Genomic DNA, 15,945 nt, shown 5'->3' on the forward strand with positions numbered 1-15,945 from the left:
AGTCTCAAGAATGAATGCGCACGCTCATGACCTGCCCCATCAAAGTGATTCACCGGTTAAGTTAGAGTTCCGGCTCAGACCAAGCACAACCGCCTCAGATCAAGGCAGGTTTCTCGGCAGAATAAGCCGGTTTCTGCTTTTGGGGGTCGGCTACTAATAGGGCTGTTTGCTAAATGCCTTGTGTCAGCTGAGCTGCCGGCAGCAGCAGAACTCTAGCTTCCACCGTAGGAAAAGAGGCAGCCCGCTGGCTGACTTCTCTAGAGCCATCAAAACTGTCCCAGAAAGTTGATAAATGGGCCGTGACTGGAAAAACTCTGGTCAGTGAGATCATCGGAAAAGTCCGATAATGAATAGCCAACTCCAAGCTTAACGTTTTCCCCTACATGTCGGTAGACTGCTCCAAGTGCGCCTAAACGCAAATCATCTGCCGCAGTCGTCCATAAGGCACGCCCTTCAATCAGTATATCCCATTTGCTGACAACGTTATAATCCCCTCGCAGCACGGCAAGGTGGGCGGTTGAGCTAACAAATTCGTCGCTCTCTCGGCCCAAAGACACCCGACCAGTTCTGTAGCCGTAACGTCCACCTAAGGTTAATTTTGGAGTGACATCGTAATTGACATCTAACAGGCCGATATGACTCACCTGCCTGGGGCTTTCGACTTGGCCAGAACCGGTAAATTGTCCTACTGGACCTAAATCTTCAAAGTATGTAAACCGAGCAAGGGCGTTGAGCTTCTCATTATTGACTGGACGATATGCAAATCCGGCTACAACTTCCGTAAACTCAGCTGCAGAAATCGACACACTGCTGTTGTCGGCATCCGCCAAGTTAAAACGACCTACAAAACGCCAATCAGGATTAACTGCAACGTTTACGTCATTGCGCAGTAGCCAGACTGTCTGATCCAGGCCTCCGGGGCTGGTTTCGCGCCGCAATTCCAATGAAGACCCGAGACGCACGTCTTCCTTTGTGTAGCCAATTCCGAATGTTGCTGCGGTTCTTTGAAAGAGGCCAGTTGTGGCATCATCAATCTGTCCGCGCTCGAAACTACCAGTGAGACTGAGATGCTCAATTGGATCGAATGTTAAGCCAAAGCTGCGTGACAAAGCGGGGGCTGTGCCGCCGATTCCGACTCTGTTTTCACCGTAGACAGACAGTGCATCAGAGAAGCGCTGACGTGCTCCAAGAACTAACGAACTGCGGTTCGATCGTGTGAAGATGTTTTGGCTATCGAGGCCGGTATCAGTTCGATCAGCGAATAGACTATAGCCTACATACGCTTCTGATCCCTCGCCGAGGCGTCTGTTAAACTGCAAGTCAGCGCCAAGGCCTCCATCTCCACCAGATACCTCGCTGGCGATAGAAAGGCGCTCAGTAAGTTGTGCATTGACGCCAACACCAGCTCGGTTGTTCCTTTGGCGTGCATCATCTCGATCTAGGGTTATTTGGCCGAAACTATAGGCTTTCCAGTTATTTTGACCAGGCGAATACTCGACTTGCAGTGCCGCATCGGTCCGACGACCATCTTGAACGCTGTTGAACAACTGGCCTGGAACACGATCTTCATAGCGCAGACCGACCGTGGTGGTAAGCGCACCCGTTCCCAAGGCAAAGGCATTCTGAAGGTCGATCGTACCAGTTTGACTTTCCCCCGCGTTGCCAGTGCTGAGCGATTCAAACCCTGCAGAGATTCGGCCAGTTGCAAACGGGATATCACCTGTCACCCCCCATCGCTCGGTTTGTGATGGGGTTAATCGGCCCGCAGAGGAAAAGCCTGCATCCTGGTTCTCAAAGTATCCCCCGAAAACTGGGCCTTCACCACTTTTGCCTTGAAGTTCATTTATATTTATCGCGGCCTCGGCACGCCACGCCTGTGCTTCCACGCCAGCGATACCCGGTGTCGCAATATCAGTGAATGACAAGCCGCCATCGACAGAGTTCGCTTGGCCAAAACCAGGTCCGTCACTCTGGGCGAGCTCGGCTTTAAAATAGGTCCCTGCAGTTGCGCGAACCAAAACGTCCGCACCTAAAACGGTCTGCGCGGCTTCCTCGACAGTGTCGCGTTGAGCGGTGACACCCAATCTTACGAAGTCACTCAGCCAACCTGAGGCACGACCGCCTAGAGTGTAGCCTTCAAGACTACCAACAGTCGGCGTAAACTCGTAGCGAACAACCAAAACCGGTACGTTACCGGTTGAGCTGCCTTCACGGACCACCCCGCTGCTTGCAGCGGTTGATGCTAGTGGGGTGAGAAGTGTAAGCCTGCCTTGTAGCGGATCGAAGTCATAATCCTGTTGCGGAAATAGATCGCGGGATTCGAGCACAATGCCGGTTTCACGATCCCTCACTTCGATACGAACTCGCTCAGAGCCAATTGACACATCCTGGCGCTGGAGGAAATACAGGGACCCACCCGTGCCGCGGAATTCTTCGCGAGCCGGAACTGTTCCTGGGTCTGAGGCAAAGCCTGTTATCTGTAGTTTTCGCTCGCCGAAATCGGTAACCGCGTTGCTGTTCAAATCAATCAACGCGCCAAACAGTCCACGGTCGAGCTGAGCAAGCTCAGCCCCGTTAATGCTTGTTGTAAAGTTCCCGATCACAAGTTGAGACTGATCTTTTTGCACACGCAGATAAAAGCGTCCCTGAGTTGGAGCGTCTTCGACCAAAGTTGAGTCGTCTCCATATGTGGGGTAGAACTGCTCGCTATTTAGACGGCGTAGCAATTGACTAGGGTCCCTGCGGTCAAGGTTGCTGAATAGGTCTTCAAGCAGTTCCTCGCCGGTATCAAGTGACGACGTGATGCGCCAGTCATCACCAATTACACCTTTGGCGTAGAACGCGCCACGCCCGATCGCATAGCTTCCATCAGCAAGTGCATCACCCGAAACTTCGCGAGAAGGACCGCTACCGAAGCTTTCGCCGAGTGTGATCTCACCTTGCCCAACTACGAACCAGTCATTCTTAGGAACAGCGAAGCTCTGCGCGGCTCTTCGTACTTCCTCTCCATCACGGCGGATAGAAACGACCATTTCGCCATCTTCTCGCGAAACTATCTGTTGATCCACGAAAACGCCATCATTTGAGATAGGGACCGCTCGTCCTGATACGAATACGCGCTCGCTTCCGGCGTCAGCCTTACCGCTGACCGTGGCCATCAACCCTTCAAGCTCAATATTGCGACGCACAGCCTCATCAACTTGACCGAATTCGAGCCGATTGGGCGCGGTTCCGTAATCAAATTCCTCGCTTAGAAGCGTGAGTTCGTGAGCTGCGCTCTCATCAAATTTGCCATCCTCGCTGTATACGCGAAAAACAAAATAAAGCGCATCCGGCATAGCATTGTCAGCTGTCCAACTGGCAAAGCCATTTTCGTCGACTGTGACGCTGGCTAACGGTTCACTATCTGGTGACGCACCTGCTGGAAAGATGCGGATTTCTCCGCGCTCAATGAACGCCGGATAATTGGTGTAAGTCTGAAAAGCGACGGGTTCACCGCGGAGCGCAGTTCGGACGCGGTCGACGATGCCAACGCTTATAACCGGAGTGAGCACGAGCGTATCAGCGCGAAAACGGATCTCGTATCCATCTTCACCAAACTCATTTGCGTTTGCTGTGGAGGCAGTTGGCTGACCGGCTTCTTGCCCAGCTTGGGTGTTCGCAAAAGTGGGGCTTGCGCTAATAGCAAGCGCGACACTCGCAGCACTAGTGAACAATGGCATGGTGCGTTTGAACTGTGAGTTTGTCATCAGTCTTCCCCTCCTTGATCACCGTCGTTTAGTCTGGTTCCCCTGTATTCAGTTGGCGCTACTCCAAAGTTGAGCTCCCCAAATTTACCGCGGGTAAGGCGGATAGAACGTGGGTTCTCGGTAGTTGTAGCCCAGCCAAGTGGGAGGGTGCGTTCATCGACCTTGAGAACAAAGTTCGATCCGATGCGAGCATCTGGTACGGCGGCGCAAGCGATGTGATAGCGACCGAACTCATCTGTCGTAACCAGAAGGCCATTGACAGTCGCGAGACGCACGCCTGGAACACCAGGCTCACCTTCGTCTTGGTATCCGTTGCGGTTCCGGTCTTCGAAAACCTTCCCAAGCAGTTCCGAACAATCGAACACAGTGCTTGGGACAATTCGAACTGTCGCGGTGCCACGATTTGAGATTGGCGTATTACTCGGTCCATCTAGCGCGAAACCAGTGTTCGTCCTGGTGCCACTCGTGACACCGGCGCCGACGGTTACGACAAGGCTGTAACTCACCGAACCAGCGGCTGGAATGATCTGGTCACGCCACTCAAGTTGCCGGTTTGAATTAGTGGTGATCGGCGCTTGTAGAATCCCATTAACACGCGCAGATCCTTCGATAAACTTTAGGCCAGGGGGAAGAAGGTCGACTATCGTCACACCGGCTCGTTGAACACTTTCCGCGTTACGCACCACGATCTCATAAGGAACAAGGTCGCCGGTACTTACATCACGTTCGGTACTTGTTTTCGTGACTGTTAAAGGATCGCGCGAAAGGAACGGGTCAAGCGGGATGTGATTGTAGATTATGTCCGGGTCTCCAGATTCCAGCTCAAATGTCAGGAAGTATGTTGGGTCACCTTCCGTTGGTGCAGTGGGTGAGTTTGAGACGAGAACAGGTGCTGGAAGACCAGTTGGGTCAAGCGCGTCGCCTTGGGGCGGCAGAACTGTCGAGACAAAACTGAAGTCTGTCGGCGGCGCCACAAAGATCGTGTAAACTGTCTCTGTACCTGGGCATTGAGATGAGGCCCCAGGTATTATATCGAATCGATACTCGCCACTCCCACCGGTTGTCTGCGTCTGCTGGCTTGGATCGAGGAAGCATACATCGGGCAGCTCGAGGCCATTTGGTCCGAGCAGGCTGACAACCGCTCCATCTACAGGATCGCGTGTGACGCTGTTGTAGACCACGCCTGAAGGGTCGATTGGTAAGTTCTGGTCGAGAACTGTAGTGTTCGATCCTAGGTCAAGGTTCTCAATTTGACCGTAAACAACGTTGTTCTCTGGATTGCGGAATCGGATTGTATATCCTGGTCCACTGAGCAATTCTTCAAATCGATACGCCCCCTCAGCATCGGTTATCGTGGTGGCGACAATTTCTTCCCCAAGCAGCACCTCTACGATCCAGCCTCCGCGAGGCTCATCACCATCACTAAACGCGCCATCGCCATCGACATCTAGGAAAACTGTCCCTTCAACTGCGCTGATTGCAGGATCGATAACGATGGTGACAGTATTCGTAGCGCAGTTCGTTGGGTTGAGGACCTCGCAGACTTCGTATTCGATTAGATATTCGCCTGGAGGGACGTCCGGTCCTACCGACACGTTGCCACTGGCAACGTCCAACACAATACCAGGGTCACCAGCACTCGTAAGAACCGTTAAAGTTACCTCTTCCGGATTGATTGGAATGCCATTGAGAGTGTCGTTGGCTAGAACGTTTGTTACATTAGGGTTTTCTGTTCCCGCAGCTATCGGTTCAGGGTCATCTGAACTTGCGACAATCTCGGGTGGTTCGACACTTATAGTGACCGTGCTGGTAGCGCAATTCGTTGGATTGAGCTCTTCGCAGATCTCATAGGTGATAGTGTACGTGCCAGCAGGTGTGCCTGCTGGAACATCGATCAGCCCTGTCGCTGGATCAAGGGTCGGCACGGGGCCGCCATTGATCGGATCAGCCGGGGTGACTACGCTGATGTCCACATCATCCAGGGTCGCAGGCGCACCGTTCAAAGTGTCCCCATCAACAACATCAAGCACACCGGCCTGCCCAGCAGCTCCGTTGACGCCTGCAACGCTATCAGCATCCGCCGCAATAGAGGCGGCTTCAACAGTGATGCTGGCTGTGTTTTGTGAGCAGTTCGTTGGATTGAGCTCTTCGCAGATCTCATAGGTGATGGTGTACGTGCCAGCAGGTGTGCCTGCTGGAACATCGATCAGCCCTGTCGCTGGATCAAGGGTCGGCACGGGGCCGCCATTGATCGGATCAGCCGGGGTGACCACGCTGATGTCCACATCATCCAGGGTCGCAGGCGCACCGTTCAAAGTGTCCCCATCAAGAACATCAAGCACACCGGCCTGCCCAGCAGCTCCGTTGACGCCTGCAACGCTATCAGCATCCGCCGCAATAGAGGCGGCTTCAACAGTGATGCTGGCTGTGTTTTGTGAGCAGTTCGTTGGGTTGAGCTCTTCGCAGATCTCATAGGTGATGGTGTACGTGCCAGCAGGTGTGCCTGCTGGAACATCGATCAGCCCTGTCGCTGGATCAAGGGTCGGCACGGGGCCGCCATTGATCGGATCAGCCGGGGTGACCACGCTGATGTCCACATCATCCAGGGTCGCAGGCGCACCGTTCAAAGTGTCCCCATCAAGAACATCAAGCACACCGGCCTGCCCAGCAGCTCCGTTGACGCCTGCAACGCTATCAGCATCCGCCGCAATAGAGGCGGCTTCAACAGTGATGCTGGCTGTGTTTTGTGAGCAGTTCGTTGGATTGAGCTCTTCGCAGATCTCATAGGTGATGGTGTACGTGCCAGCAGGTGTGCCTGCTGGAACATCGATCAGCCCTGTCGCTGGATCAAGGGTCGGCACGGGGCCGCCATTGATCGGATCAGCCGGGGTGACCACGCTGATGTCCACATCATCCAGGGTCGCAGGCGCACCGTTCAAAGTGTCCCCATCAAGAACATCAAGCACACCGGCCTGCCCAGCAGCTCCGTTGACGCCTGCAACGCTATCAGCATCCGCCGCAATAGAGGCGGCTTCAACAGTGATGCTGGCTGTGTTTTGTGAGCAGTTCGTTGGGTTGAGCTCTTCGCAGATCTCATAGGTGATGGTGTACGTGCCAGCAGGTGTGCCTGCTGGAACATCGATCAGCCCTGTCGCTGGATCAAGGGTCGGCACGGGGCCGCCATTGATCGGATCAGCCGGGGTGACCACGCTGATGTCCACATCATCCAGGGTCGCAGGCGCACCGTTCAAAGTGTCCCCATCAAGAACATCAAGCGCACCGGCCTGCCCAGCAGCTCCGTTGACGCCTGCAACGCTATCAGCATCCGCCGCAATAGAGGCGGCTTCAACAGTGATGCTGGCTGTGTTTTGTGAGCAGTTCGTTGGATTGAGCTCTTCGCAGATCTCATAGGTGATGGTGTACGTGCCAGCAGGTGTGCCTGCCGGAACATCGATCAGCCCTGTCGCTGGATCAAGGGTCGGCACGGGGCCGCCATTGATCGGATCAGCCGGGGTGACCACGCTGATGTCCACATCATCCAGGGTCGCAGGCGCACCGTTCAAAGTGTCCCCATCAAGAACATCAAGCACACCGGCCTGCCCAGCAGCTCCGTTGACGCCTGCAACGCTATCAGCATCCGCCGCAATAGAGGCGGCTTCAACAGTGATGCTGGCTGTGTTTTGTGAGCAGTTCGTTGGATTGAGCTCTTCGCAGATCTCATAGGTGATGGTGTACGTGCCAGCAGGTGTGCCTGCCGGAACATCGATCAGCCCTGTCGCTGGATCAAGGGTCGGCACGGGGCCGCCATTGATCGGATCAGCCGGGGTGACCACGCTGATGTCCACATCATCCAGGGTCGCAGGCGCACCGTTCAAAGTGTCCCCATCAAGAACATCAAGCACACCGGCCTGCCCAGCAGCTCCGTTGACGCCTGCAACGCTATCAGCATCCGCCGCAATAGAGGCGGCTTCAACAGTGATGCTGGCTGTGTTTTGTGAGCAGTTCGTTGGATTGAGCTCTTCGCAGATCTCATAGGTGATGGTGTACGTGCCAGCAGGTGTGCCTGCCGGAACATCGATCAGCCCTGTCGCTGGATCAAGGGTCGGCACGGGGCCGCCATTGATCGGATCAGCCGGGGTGACCACGCTGATGTCCACATCATCCAGGGTCGCAGGCGCACCGTTCAAAGTGTCCCCATCAAGAACATCAAGCACACCGGCCTGCCCAGCAGCTCCGTTGACGCCTGCAACGCTATCAGCATCCGCCGCAATAGAGGCGGCTTCAACAGTGATGCTGGCTGTGTTTTGTGAGCAGTTCGTTGGATTGAGCTCTTCGCAGATCTCATAGGTGATGGTGTACGTGCCAGCAGGTGTGCCTGCTGGAACATCGATCAGCCCTGTCGCTGGATCAAGGGTCGGCACGGGACCGCCATTGATCGGATCAGCCGGGGTGACCACGCTGATGTCCACATCATCCAGGGTCGCAGGCGCACCGTTCAAAGTGTCCCCATCAAGAACATCAAGCACACCGGCCTGCCCAGCAGCTCCGTTGACGCCTGCAACGCTATCAGCATCCGCCACAATAGAGGCGAAAACTGTATCGCTATCCGTAGCCGAATTATTGGCCGACGACGGGTCTGAAACACCGCTTGGCGCAGTTACAGTAGCGACGTTAACTGCGTCTTGCGCTGCGGCGTTGCTATGCATGGCCAAGGCAATAAATGGAAGCGCGCTGGCAAGCATAGACTTGCTGCGGATCACAAACCGCTTGGAGCTAAGAGTTCTGTTTCCCATATCTAATCTACCGTGCATGAGAACGACAGAACCGTGCTGCCGCCATTTGGAATTGTACCAAGAGTGATGCCCGCACCGGTCAGCATACCGATAGTGAAACTACCAGAAGGCACACCGTCACCCGTGATGCTCACGGGGTCTCCCCCTGACAAGTCAGACTGCTAGTTGGTATATCTCTAACGAGAGCCCCAGTTACCTCGTCCGGACCGTTGTTCGTTACCGTGATCACGTAGGTCGTCACAGATCCCGAGACGAGCGTATCGTCAGGCTGATCAACCTCGCCATTCACGCCTGGCGTGTTGGTCTTCGTAACCGATAGGTCTGCCTCGGCATTTACAGAGACAGAAGCGGAAAGCACATCATTGTCGGCAATCGGGTCCAATTCATCACTAGTTGCAGGATCCACCGTGTTTGTAATCACCTCCCCCGACTGACCACTATCCACAGTGCCTTGAAGAGTGAGGACTTCAGTCTGATCAACAGGCAGTGAGCTAATGGTCCAAACACCTGATGTTTCATCGTAGTTTCCAGAAGAAACACTGCCGTTGCTACCTGACGCAATGAGTCCGGAAGGAAGAGTGTCTGTCAAAACCACATTTGACGCAGCGTCCGGCCCGTTATTCGTAACGCTAATGCTAAACGTAACTGTGTCACCGACAGAAACATTCGCGGGCGTTCCAGACGCGCGCGTTTTCTCGGTTTGCAGATCTGCCGCAGGGTCTCCAGTGAGCGTAATGGTCGCCTCATTAGAGGTATTACCGACATTGTCATCGACAGTGTAGGACACCGGGCTAGGATCACCCAAAAAGTCAGTCTCGGGCGTAAATATGATTTGGCCAGAAGGCTGCACAGACCAGACGCCCTGGCCAGGAACCGTCAAGGTCAAGCCATCACTAGATAGGATAGAATTAGAAGGCGCGCCAGTGAGGGTTAGCTGTACACTTGAGGGATCAACACCTGAACCTTCGTCGGTATCATTAGCGAGAGGATTAATCACCACATTTGAGCTGCCGACTGTAAAACTCTGCGCATCATTTTCAGCAACAGGAGGAAGCGGCGCACAGGTGCGAACAATGATCGTGTCCAAGCCTATGTCATTGCCGCTGGTTTCATTTACATTGCTTCGCAGAAAAACTCGGGCCTGAGTGGAACCCAACGTAGCAAAAGAAGACACATAAGTTGTCCAAGTCGGTTGCGAAGTTGCTTGAATAAAACCAGATGACGACAAGATTTCGCCATCTCCAGCCTCATCAACCGTCCCATCACCGTCATCATCTACTCCAACACGATCTACCAAAACGTCAATGTTTGGCGGAGCTAAGAAAGTAAACCTGTCGACACCCATATTCGTTACATCGGCAGAAACAGACACAAACTCATCGTTTACCCCGTAATTCAGCAGGTTGCTGCCCCAAAGTGTCGCACCAGCTGTGTTGCCTGCATTGATAACCATAAAAAAGTCATTGGGAGCCAGCGTGGTCGATCCGCGGAGCCCCGTGTGCCAAACACCAAAAGTGCTGAACACGGTTTCAGTCGTGAATGCGCTGTTTAGGTCAGGCGGGGAATTGGGCCCATACGAAACAACCGGGAAGAAGCTATCCGCCCCTCCGAGCTGATTGGCCGTCTGGCCAGCACCAGTGCCGAAACCGAAGGTCCCGTTTTGTGATACGGTGACTAGATTTGGCGCATTGGTGTCTATCACACACACGCCAAGATCGCCGACCGGCGGGCCGATAGTCGTTTGAGCAGCGACTGGCTTAACCCCAACGGACATGGAGGCGCCAAGCACCAAGGAGATCGTTAACAACCGCGCATTGAAGCGGGACACTCGCCCCAGCGCCATCCAATCACTTAACATGTTTCTGCACTCTCAACTTTTGCTTGGGAAACCAAGCTGGCCCTGCCTCTTTGGGGTGGTCACGCTTACCCCATGCTGGCTTCACTTCGGAGAGTTCGCAGAAAGTGGTTAGCGAAATGATAACTTTCCACGCAGATCGGGGGAATTTTCATCTTTTTACAAACCATTTAGATGTCGTTCTTTTCTCCCCGCGGCAGAAGTATTTCAGCCAATTTACCACCCCAAGGGGAAGGATAGGCTGCCAAAATATCCCTCGCTGGCGATGGGGCTCATTTGTAGCCGGGTGCCTTAGGTCCTGTTGACAAAAGCGCGTTGGGGATTCCCAAACGGGTCATTCATTGATTCAAGGCTGCCTTTTGCGAGGGCAGTAATGGCGCGCGGTGATTTGACGGAGGAAGAGTGGGCGCTGATTGGTCCGCTGTTGCCACCTGAGGGGGGCGCTGGGCGCGACCGGCAGAGGATAACAGACGCTTTCTCAATGGCATGCTGTACGTGCTGCGCGTCGGTTGCCCGTGGCGCGATATGCATGAGCGCTATGGCAAGTGGAACTCTGTTTATGTCCGCTTCCGGCGATGGGCTGAGCAAGGCGTATGGGATGCTCTATTGCAAACACTGGTCGATCTGGGGCTAACCGACGACTGGCAGCACATGATCGACAGCACCAGTGTCCGGGGTCACTCACAGGCTGCGGGCGCAAAAGGGGGACTTATAAGCAAGCTTTTGGTCGATCACGGCGTGGACGACGGGTGATCCGGGGGATCACCCTAAAGGAGACGCGGTTTTACGAGCAAAACCCACGCCCGGTGTGACAATCAAGGAATGCCTCTTGGCTTCCTCTTAAGCGGCGGTGAAGCTTCGGATCATACGGCTGTCCGTCGTCAGATAAATTGAGACACGCTTGGGTTTTGGCTTAGCGAGTGTTTGGTCTCATCTGGTTGATGTGTTTTAGGCGGCTAGCTTTCGGTGAAGCAAGCGCCGATGTTTTAACGTCTGTCGTTTGATCCTTTCTCTTCGTTGGATGATGGTTGCGGCCCTGCCGAAGTAGGCGTCGGCAGGTGTGACGTTGTCGAGGCTCTCATGGTAGCGCTGATGGTTGTAATGCTCGACGAAGGCCTTGATCTGACATTCCAGATCGCCGGGCAGGAAGTAGTTCTCCAGTAGAACACGGTTCTTGAGTGTCTGGTGCCAGCGTTCGATCTTGCCCTGGGTCTGCGGGTGGAACGGCGCACCACGCACATGATCCATGCCGTTCTTGCCGAGATAGTCGGCTAGTTCTTCAGCAATGTAGCTCGGCCCATTGTCGGATAGCAGTCTTGGCCTGTGCTTGACGTGGGCGTGGTCGCAGCCCGATGCTTGCAGAGCCATATCCAACGTCTCGGTGACGTCTTCGGCCTTCATGGTCGTGCATAGCCTCCAGGCGATGATGTAGCGCGAGTAATCATCCAGCACGGTCGATAGATACATCCAACCCCATCCGATGATCTTGAAGCTTGGCCTGCCCCGGCGAAGGCCGGGGTAAAGTCTGTCTGCCACATCTCGTTCGGACGTGTTGTCTGGGTGTGGAACTGATCAGCAGCCTTGATCACGGTATAAGGCAGGGCTGGTGATCAGATCGTGCGCCTTAAGCAGCCGGTAAACCGTGGCTTCAGACACAAAGTAGCGCTTCTCGTCGGTGAAGCGCACCGCCAGCTCTCTGGGCGATAGCTCGCTGTACTCCAACGCCATATCGACGATCTGCTGCTGGATGGTCTCAGGGACACGGTTCCATGCGCGCTGTGGTCCGGGCTTTTGATCCTCCAACGCCGCTTCACCGAAGCGCTGATAGAGGTCGTACCAACGATAGAAGGTAGGACGGGCAACGCCCAGCATGTCCAGTGTCTTCTTCACTGGTAGATGGGATCGCTCGACCAGCCTGATGATCTCCAGCTTCTCAGAGGCGGGGTATCTCATTCTTCGTCTCCCCCATCCCCGATTATGCTTTTTTTGAGCAGACGCAACTCCAGCGTCTGCTCAGCCACAACCTCCTTCAGATCACGCGCTTCCCGGCGCAGGTCCTTCACCTCGTCAGTGGTCGCCGCACGCGAAGTATCGCCAGCAAGCCTGCGCTTGCCTGCCTCCATGAACTCCTTCGACCAGGTGTAATACAGGCTCTGGGCTATGCCCTCCTTGCGACACAGCTCGGCAATACTGTCATCGCCGCGCAGGCCCTCAAGCACGATCCGTATCTTCTCTTCCGCTGAAAACTGACGCCGCGTTTTGCGCCTGATATCCTTCACCACCCGCTCAGCAGGTGCTTTGGAATTTGCTCGTTTTGATCTCATCTTCGTTCCTTACAGTCACTACGATGAGACCAAAACACTCCTCTATCCAACTACCTCAATCTGTCTCATGAACGCTGACGGGGAACAGGTAACAGGCATTCACGGATGATTAGGCCTTCGATATCATTGACCAACCTTTTGCCCAATTTGGGGAATGCGTATTTCTCTAGTGTTGTGATCCACTGATCTTGATGCTTGCCGTTCTTCCAGCCAGCCTTTTGCTCGCCATGAACTTTTCGCGCAGCCTCGGCGAAGATCGGCACAACCCGCTCGGCCTTCTCCCGTTCAGCAATCGGATCAAGCCCGCATTGGATATCGCGGCGTAGATCAATCGCCGTATCGCGCGCTTCTTCGAGAGAGATTAACAACAACGACGCAAGCCCGATGTCGCGTCTTCGTCCTTAAATGGTGGCCCTTAGGACCCAATAGCCCTTGCGAGGATCCTTCAAAACCAGGGTGAGACCGTCCCCGTCGCCGTATCTTCCAAGTGTCTTCAAACTGCGAATTTGCAGTGCGGTAAGCTTTCCCATGACCATCCATCATCTGTCCGCTCCCACAATTGCTCCCACAATGAATCAAAGAAACAGTGAGACTGATGAGAACATAATAAGAACAATAGATTCCAATGCAAGACCCAAAAAGCCCAGAATTCTGAGGCTTTCAGGGACTTCGTTGGACATCTTGGAATGGTATAGGTGGCGGAGAGACAGGGATTTGATACCTCTCTCCCAAGGGACTCCTAACCTTCTGTTTTTAATGCTTTTCATTCCGGGATGCTCAGTAGGTGTGTCACACCGTGTGGAACAATGTGGTAAAGTTGATCTCGTAAGCACTCGTTCCACTCTTGCGCGAGAAATGACGGAGATGGAAGAAGAGTAGTTCAGTCGTCGTACAGATCTTAACTCATTGAAATTACTTGTACACCGTTAATCGCTGTCGATTTGTGTACCAGCTGATGTACCGAAAAATGTGCCTAAAGGCTCAGAGGAGCACTCCTACTTTTGACCGTCATCAAACTAGCCATTTGAGTACGCGTCAAACGGTGTATGCGGAATACACGGCTATTCCAGCGCTGTCGAAGGAGGCGAGGAAATACCCGTGGTCCCCCCAATCTGGACCCAGGCTGTTTTTGCATATCCAGTACTTATGCCTGTCGTCATAGCCTACTATCGTAACAACATGATCATACGCTGCCTCAGAGGTCTCTACCGAATAGATACCCACTCCGTCCCAGTCCTCGAACCTATCGTCAACCAGCATGGCGGCTGCAACCACTGACCCATAGAACAAGGCATGCTTGAACTGAAAAACCCCGGACACAGGCTTAAATTGCGGCACCGCTATCGTAGTATCGACCGTGCATGCGTCTTTGGGCCACGGAAACGGACCAGAACTAGCTGATGGGACTTCAGATTGGCCGATCAATCCGGCCAGAATGCTAGGGTCCATTCCCTGATCACAATTAAGGCCCGCCTTGCAAGAATGAATCCAGCCGGCGGCTACCTCATAAGTCGATCCATCCTTTCGCAGATGATGGTTTTCTATCAGCGATGCGAAGCCAAATGACGTGCAGGAAGCCGTGCATGGTAATTGCTGCCGAACAGGTGAGACTAAATTTCGGTCTCTCAAATCTACATGGCCAGCGGCTCCAGATTCGGGAACAAACGGGAGCCCTTGTCCTTTGAACTGACCGGGCTCAAACCGCTTAAGGAATCGCCCCTTGGGCGGGAACTGACTAGCCTCCTGCCATGTCATTGACCCAGTAATTCTAAGATCCTTTTCTCGGCCTCAACCTCGGCTAGTCTTGCTTTCAAAAGCTCTACGTCTGCGTTCAGCATGTCAATTGTCTCTTGGCTCTCTGCGGGGCTTGGGGGATTCAGCTTGTTCTGCGCTTCCTCTATAGCGACTTCCGTCTCCAGCCTCTTTTTCTCTGCATCCAGCGCAGATTGCTCTTTCTCATCATTTATCTTGTCCAATGCAGCGAGTTGAGTAGCGAGAGCATCACCCACGGAAGAAAGTGCTTCACTTGGAGCTGATTTGGATTTGTACCCAGCCCGGGTCAGGTAGCCATTCTTGGAGAACTCGATAGCAAATTCAGCACTTTCGAAAGCACCGGTTGAAACCTCGAACTTGTCAACAAAACCCAGTTGCGGAACAGTGTCGCGATGTCGGTCTAGTGTCTTGAACTCGTGACCAGCGTTTCCAACTGGGATTCTTGGGTCTTTGTGAGTCTCAAAGATCAAACTACCCTTGATCGGATTCCTATAGAATAACCCTGAACCAGCCGCTTTGATTGTTTCGCCTTCAGTGCCTTGTCTGCCAATCGATTGGCTGTCTGAATTCAATGAGAAAAAGACTTCAAATGCTCGCTTTTGGTTAGGGCCAGCACTAACTCGACCGACCCATTCATCTAAGACTTTTTGAGGGAGTCCATATGCCTTGCTACGGCCCAGATCGTTGCCGTTCAATGGCCAAGAAATAGCTTCGGTGGTGTGTGATATTGGCTTCAATGCAGCAGTGACGACGGCTCGTTGAGAACCGATGGTCTGCTTCATAGATACGAGCTTTTGATGTGCAGCCAAAATGGTAGGATCGGAAAGTGGATCACTACCTGGGTATGCGATTTTATGCTGCGCTACGAGCTCGGCCAGCTTTACAGACTGCGCTTCCAACGCGACTGTCTGAGCTTTGAGCGCTTTCAACTGCGCATTTGCATACGAGACTTTTGTTGGAATGCCATTCGCAGTATTGCAGGTAACAGCGCGTCCTCCGGCAGGCGCGGGCACCCCGAGCGCCATCCCTGCCACCTTAATGGCACTCACAATAGCCGGAGCGGCTTTATCTTCTACGGTAGCATTCAGCGACTTAAGAATGCGAGAGTCTTCATGGTACTTCACTTCTACCGAAGATGAATTGAAGAATGTGGAGAGCGATTTCGGGTCAATGACGTATAAGTGTTCCGGGTCTTCCACTAACTTTTTGGTGACTTCGAATTTCGTAACAACCTTCATGTTGCTGGCATTACATTCGGAGATCCGTCTCTGAATTTTGACCGCAAACTGCGCCATAGGCAGCGCGTACACCAAGCCGGTCTGGGGCCCATTTGCATAGTTAGCCACCTTTAGATTTGCCACGCATCCAGAGGTTCCCAAAGCAATTGGCAATAAAAATAAGGTGCCCGGTCTCATAATAAATCCCCCCATTGAATAAGTCGCCACTGACTA

7 protein-coding genes and 2 pseudogenes are annotated in these 15,945 nt (G+C 53.6%); 1 reads left to right on the top strand and 8 read right to left on the bottom strand.

The features are described from left to right. Positions 1-266 precede the first annotated feature (266 nt). From AC0V60_RS10115 to AC0V60_RS10130, 4 genes are read right to left on the bottom strand one after another with little or no spacing between them, the layout of a single operon-like run. Entirely contained in the window at positions 267-3,749 is a 3,483-nt protein-coding gene (locus AC0V60_RS10115) for a TonB-dependent receptor (protein ID WP_486178343.1), read from the bottom strand. After that, positions 3,749-8,542 (bottom strand): SdrD B-like domain-containing protein, encoded by a 4,794-nt coding sequence (locus tag AC0V60_RS10120; protein ID WP_486178344.1) that lies wholly within the window; start codon positions 8,540-8,542, stop codon positions 3,749-3,751. Before AC0V60_RS10120 ends, AC0V60_RS10115 begins: the two co-directional genes overlap by 1 nt. Positions 8,543-8,544: 2 nt before the next feature. After that, positions 8,545-8,676, bottom strand: a complete 132-nt coding sequence (locus tag AC0V60_RS10125; protein WP_486178345.1) for a hypothetical protein — start codon at positions 8,674-8,676, stop codon at positions 8,545-8,547. Beyond that, the gene (locus AC0V60_RS10130; protein WP_486178346.1) at positions 8,673-10,400 is read right to left on the bottom strand and encodes a hypothetical protein; all 1,728 of its coding nucleotides are present in this window, start codon (positions 10,398-10,400) and stop codon (positions 8,673-8,675) included. The genes AC0V60_RS10125 and AC0V60_RS10130 overlap by 4 nt, the downstream gene beginning before the upstream one ends. 370 nt (positions 10,401-10,770) lie before the next feature. Here AC0V60_RS10130 and AC0V60_RS10135 point away from each other — a divergent pair. Next, positions 10,771-11,267, top strand: a pseudogene (locus AC0V60_RS10135) (IS5 family transposase); the annotation flags it as partial. A 78-nt stretch (positions 11,268-11,345) separates the two neighbouring features. On the opposite strand, the pseudogene AC0V60_RS10140 reads toward AC0V60_RS10135, so the two are convergent. The 4 genes and pseudogenes from AC0V60_RS10140 to AC0V60_RS10155 form a co-directional block, all read right to left on the bottom strand. Next, positions 11,346-12,721 (bottom strand): annotated as a pseudogene (locus AC0V60_RS10140) (IS3 family transposase). A 65-nt stretch (positions 12,722-12,786) separates the two neighbouring features. After that, complete coding sequence (locus AC0V60_RS10145; protein ID WP_486178347.1) at positions 12,787-13,092, bottom strand: phage integrase central domain-containing protein; 306 nt, start codon at positions 13,090-13,092, stop codon at positions 12,787-12,789. A gap of 664 nt (positions 13,093-13,756) precedes the next feature. Next, positions 13,757-14,476, bottom strand: a complete 720-nt coding sequence (locus AC0V60_RS10150) for a C1 family peptidase (RefSeq protein ID WP_486178348.1) — start codon at positions 14,474-14,476, stop codon at positions 13,757-13,759. Beyond that, on the bottom strand, positions 14,473-15,909 hold the full coding sequence (locus AC0V60_RS10155; protein WP_486178349.1) for a hypothetical protein: 1,437 nt from the start codon (positions 15,907-15,909) through the stop codon (positions 14,473-14,475). The genes AC0V60_RS10150 and AC0V60_RS10155 overlap by 4 nt, the downstream gene beginning before the upstream one ends. Positions 15,910-15,945 lie beyond the last annotated feature (36 nt).

This window comes from Erythrobacter sp. S259 (assembly GCF_057364965.1).

What these genes read in the sequence shown, in the direction of transcription:
- AC0V60_RS10115 (WP_486178343.1), bottom strand. Translation starts at nt 3,749, where the DNA reads ATGACAAACTCACAGTTCAAACGCACCATGCCATTGTTCACTAGTGCT.
- AC0V60_RS10120 (WP_486178344.1), bottom strand. Translation starts at nt 8,542, where the DNA reads ATGGGAAACAGAACTCTTAGCTCCAAGCGGTTTGTGATCCGCAGCAAG.
- AC0V60_RS10130 (WP_486178346.1), bottom strand. Translation starts at nt 10,400, where the DNA reads ATGTTAAGTGATTGGATGGCGCTGGGGCGAGTGTCCCGCTTCAATGCG.
- AC0V60_RS10150 (WP_486178348.1), bottom strand. Translation starts at nt 14,476, where the DNA reads ATGACATGGCAGGAGGCTAGTCAGTTCCCGCCCAAGGGGCGATTCCTT.
- AC0V60_RS10155 (WP_486178349.1), bottom strand. Translation starts at nt 15,909, where the DNA reads ATGAGACCGGGCACCTTATTTTTATTGCCAATTGCTTTGGGAACCTCT.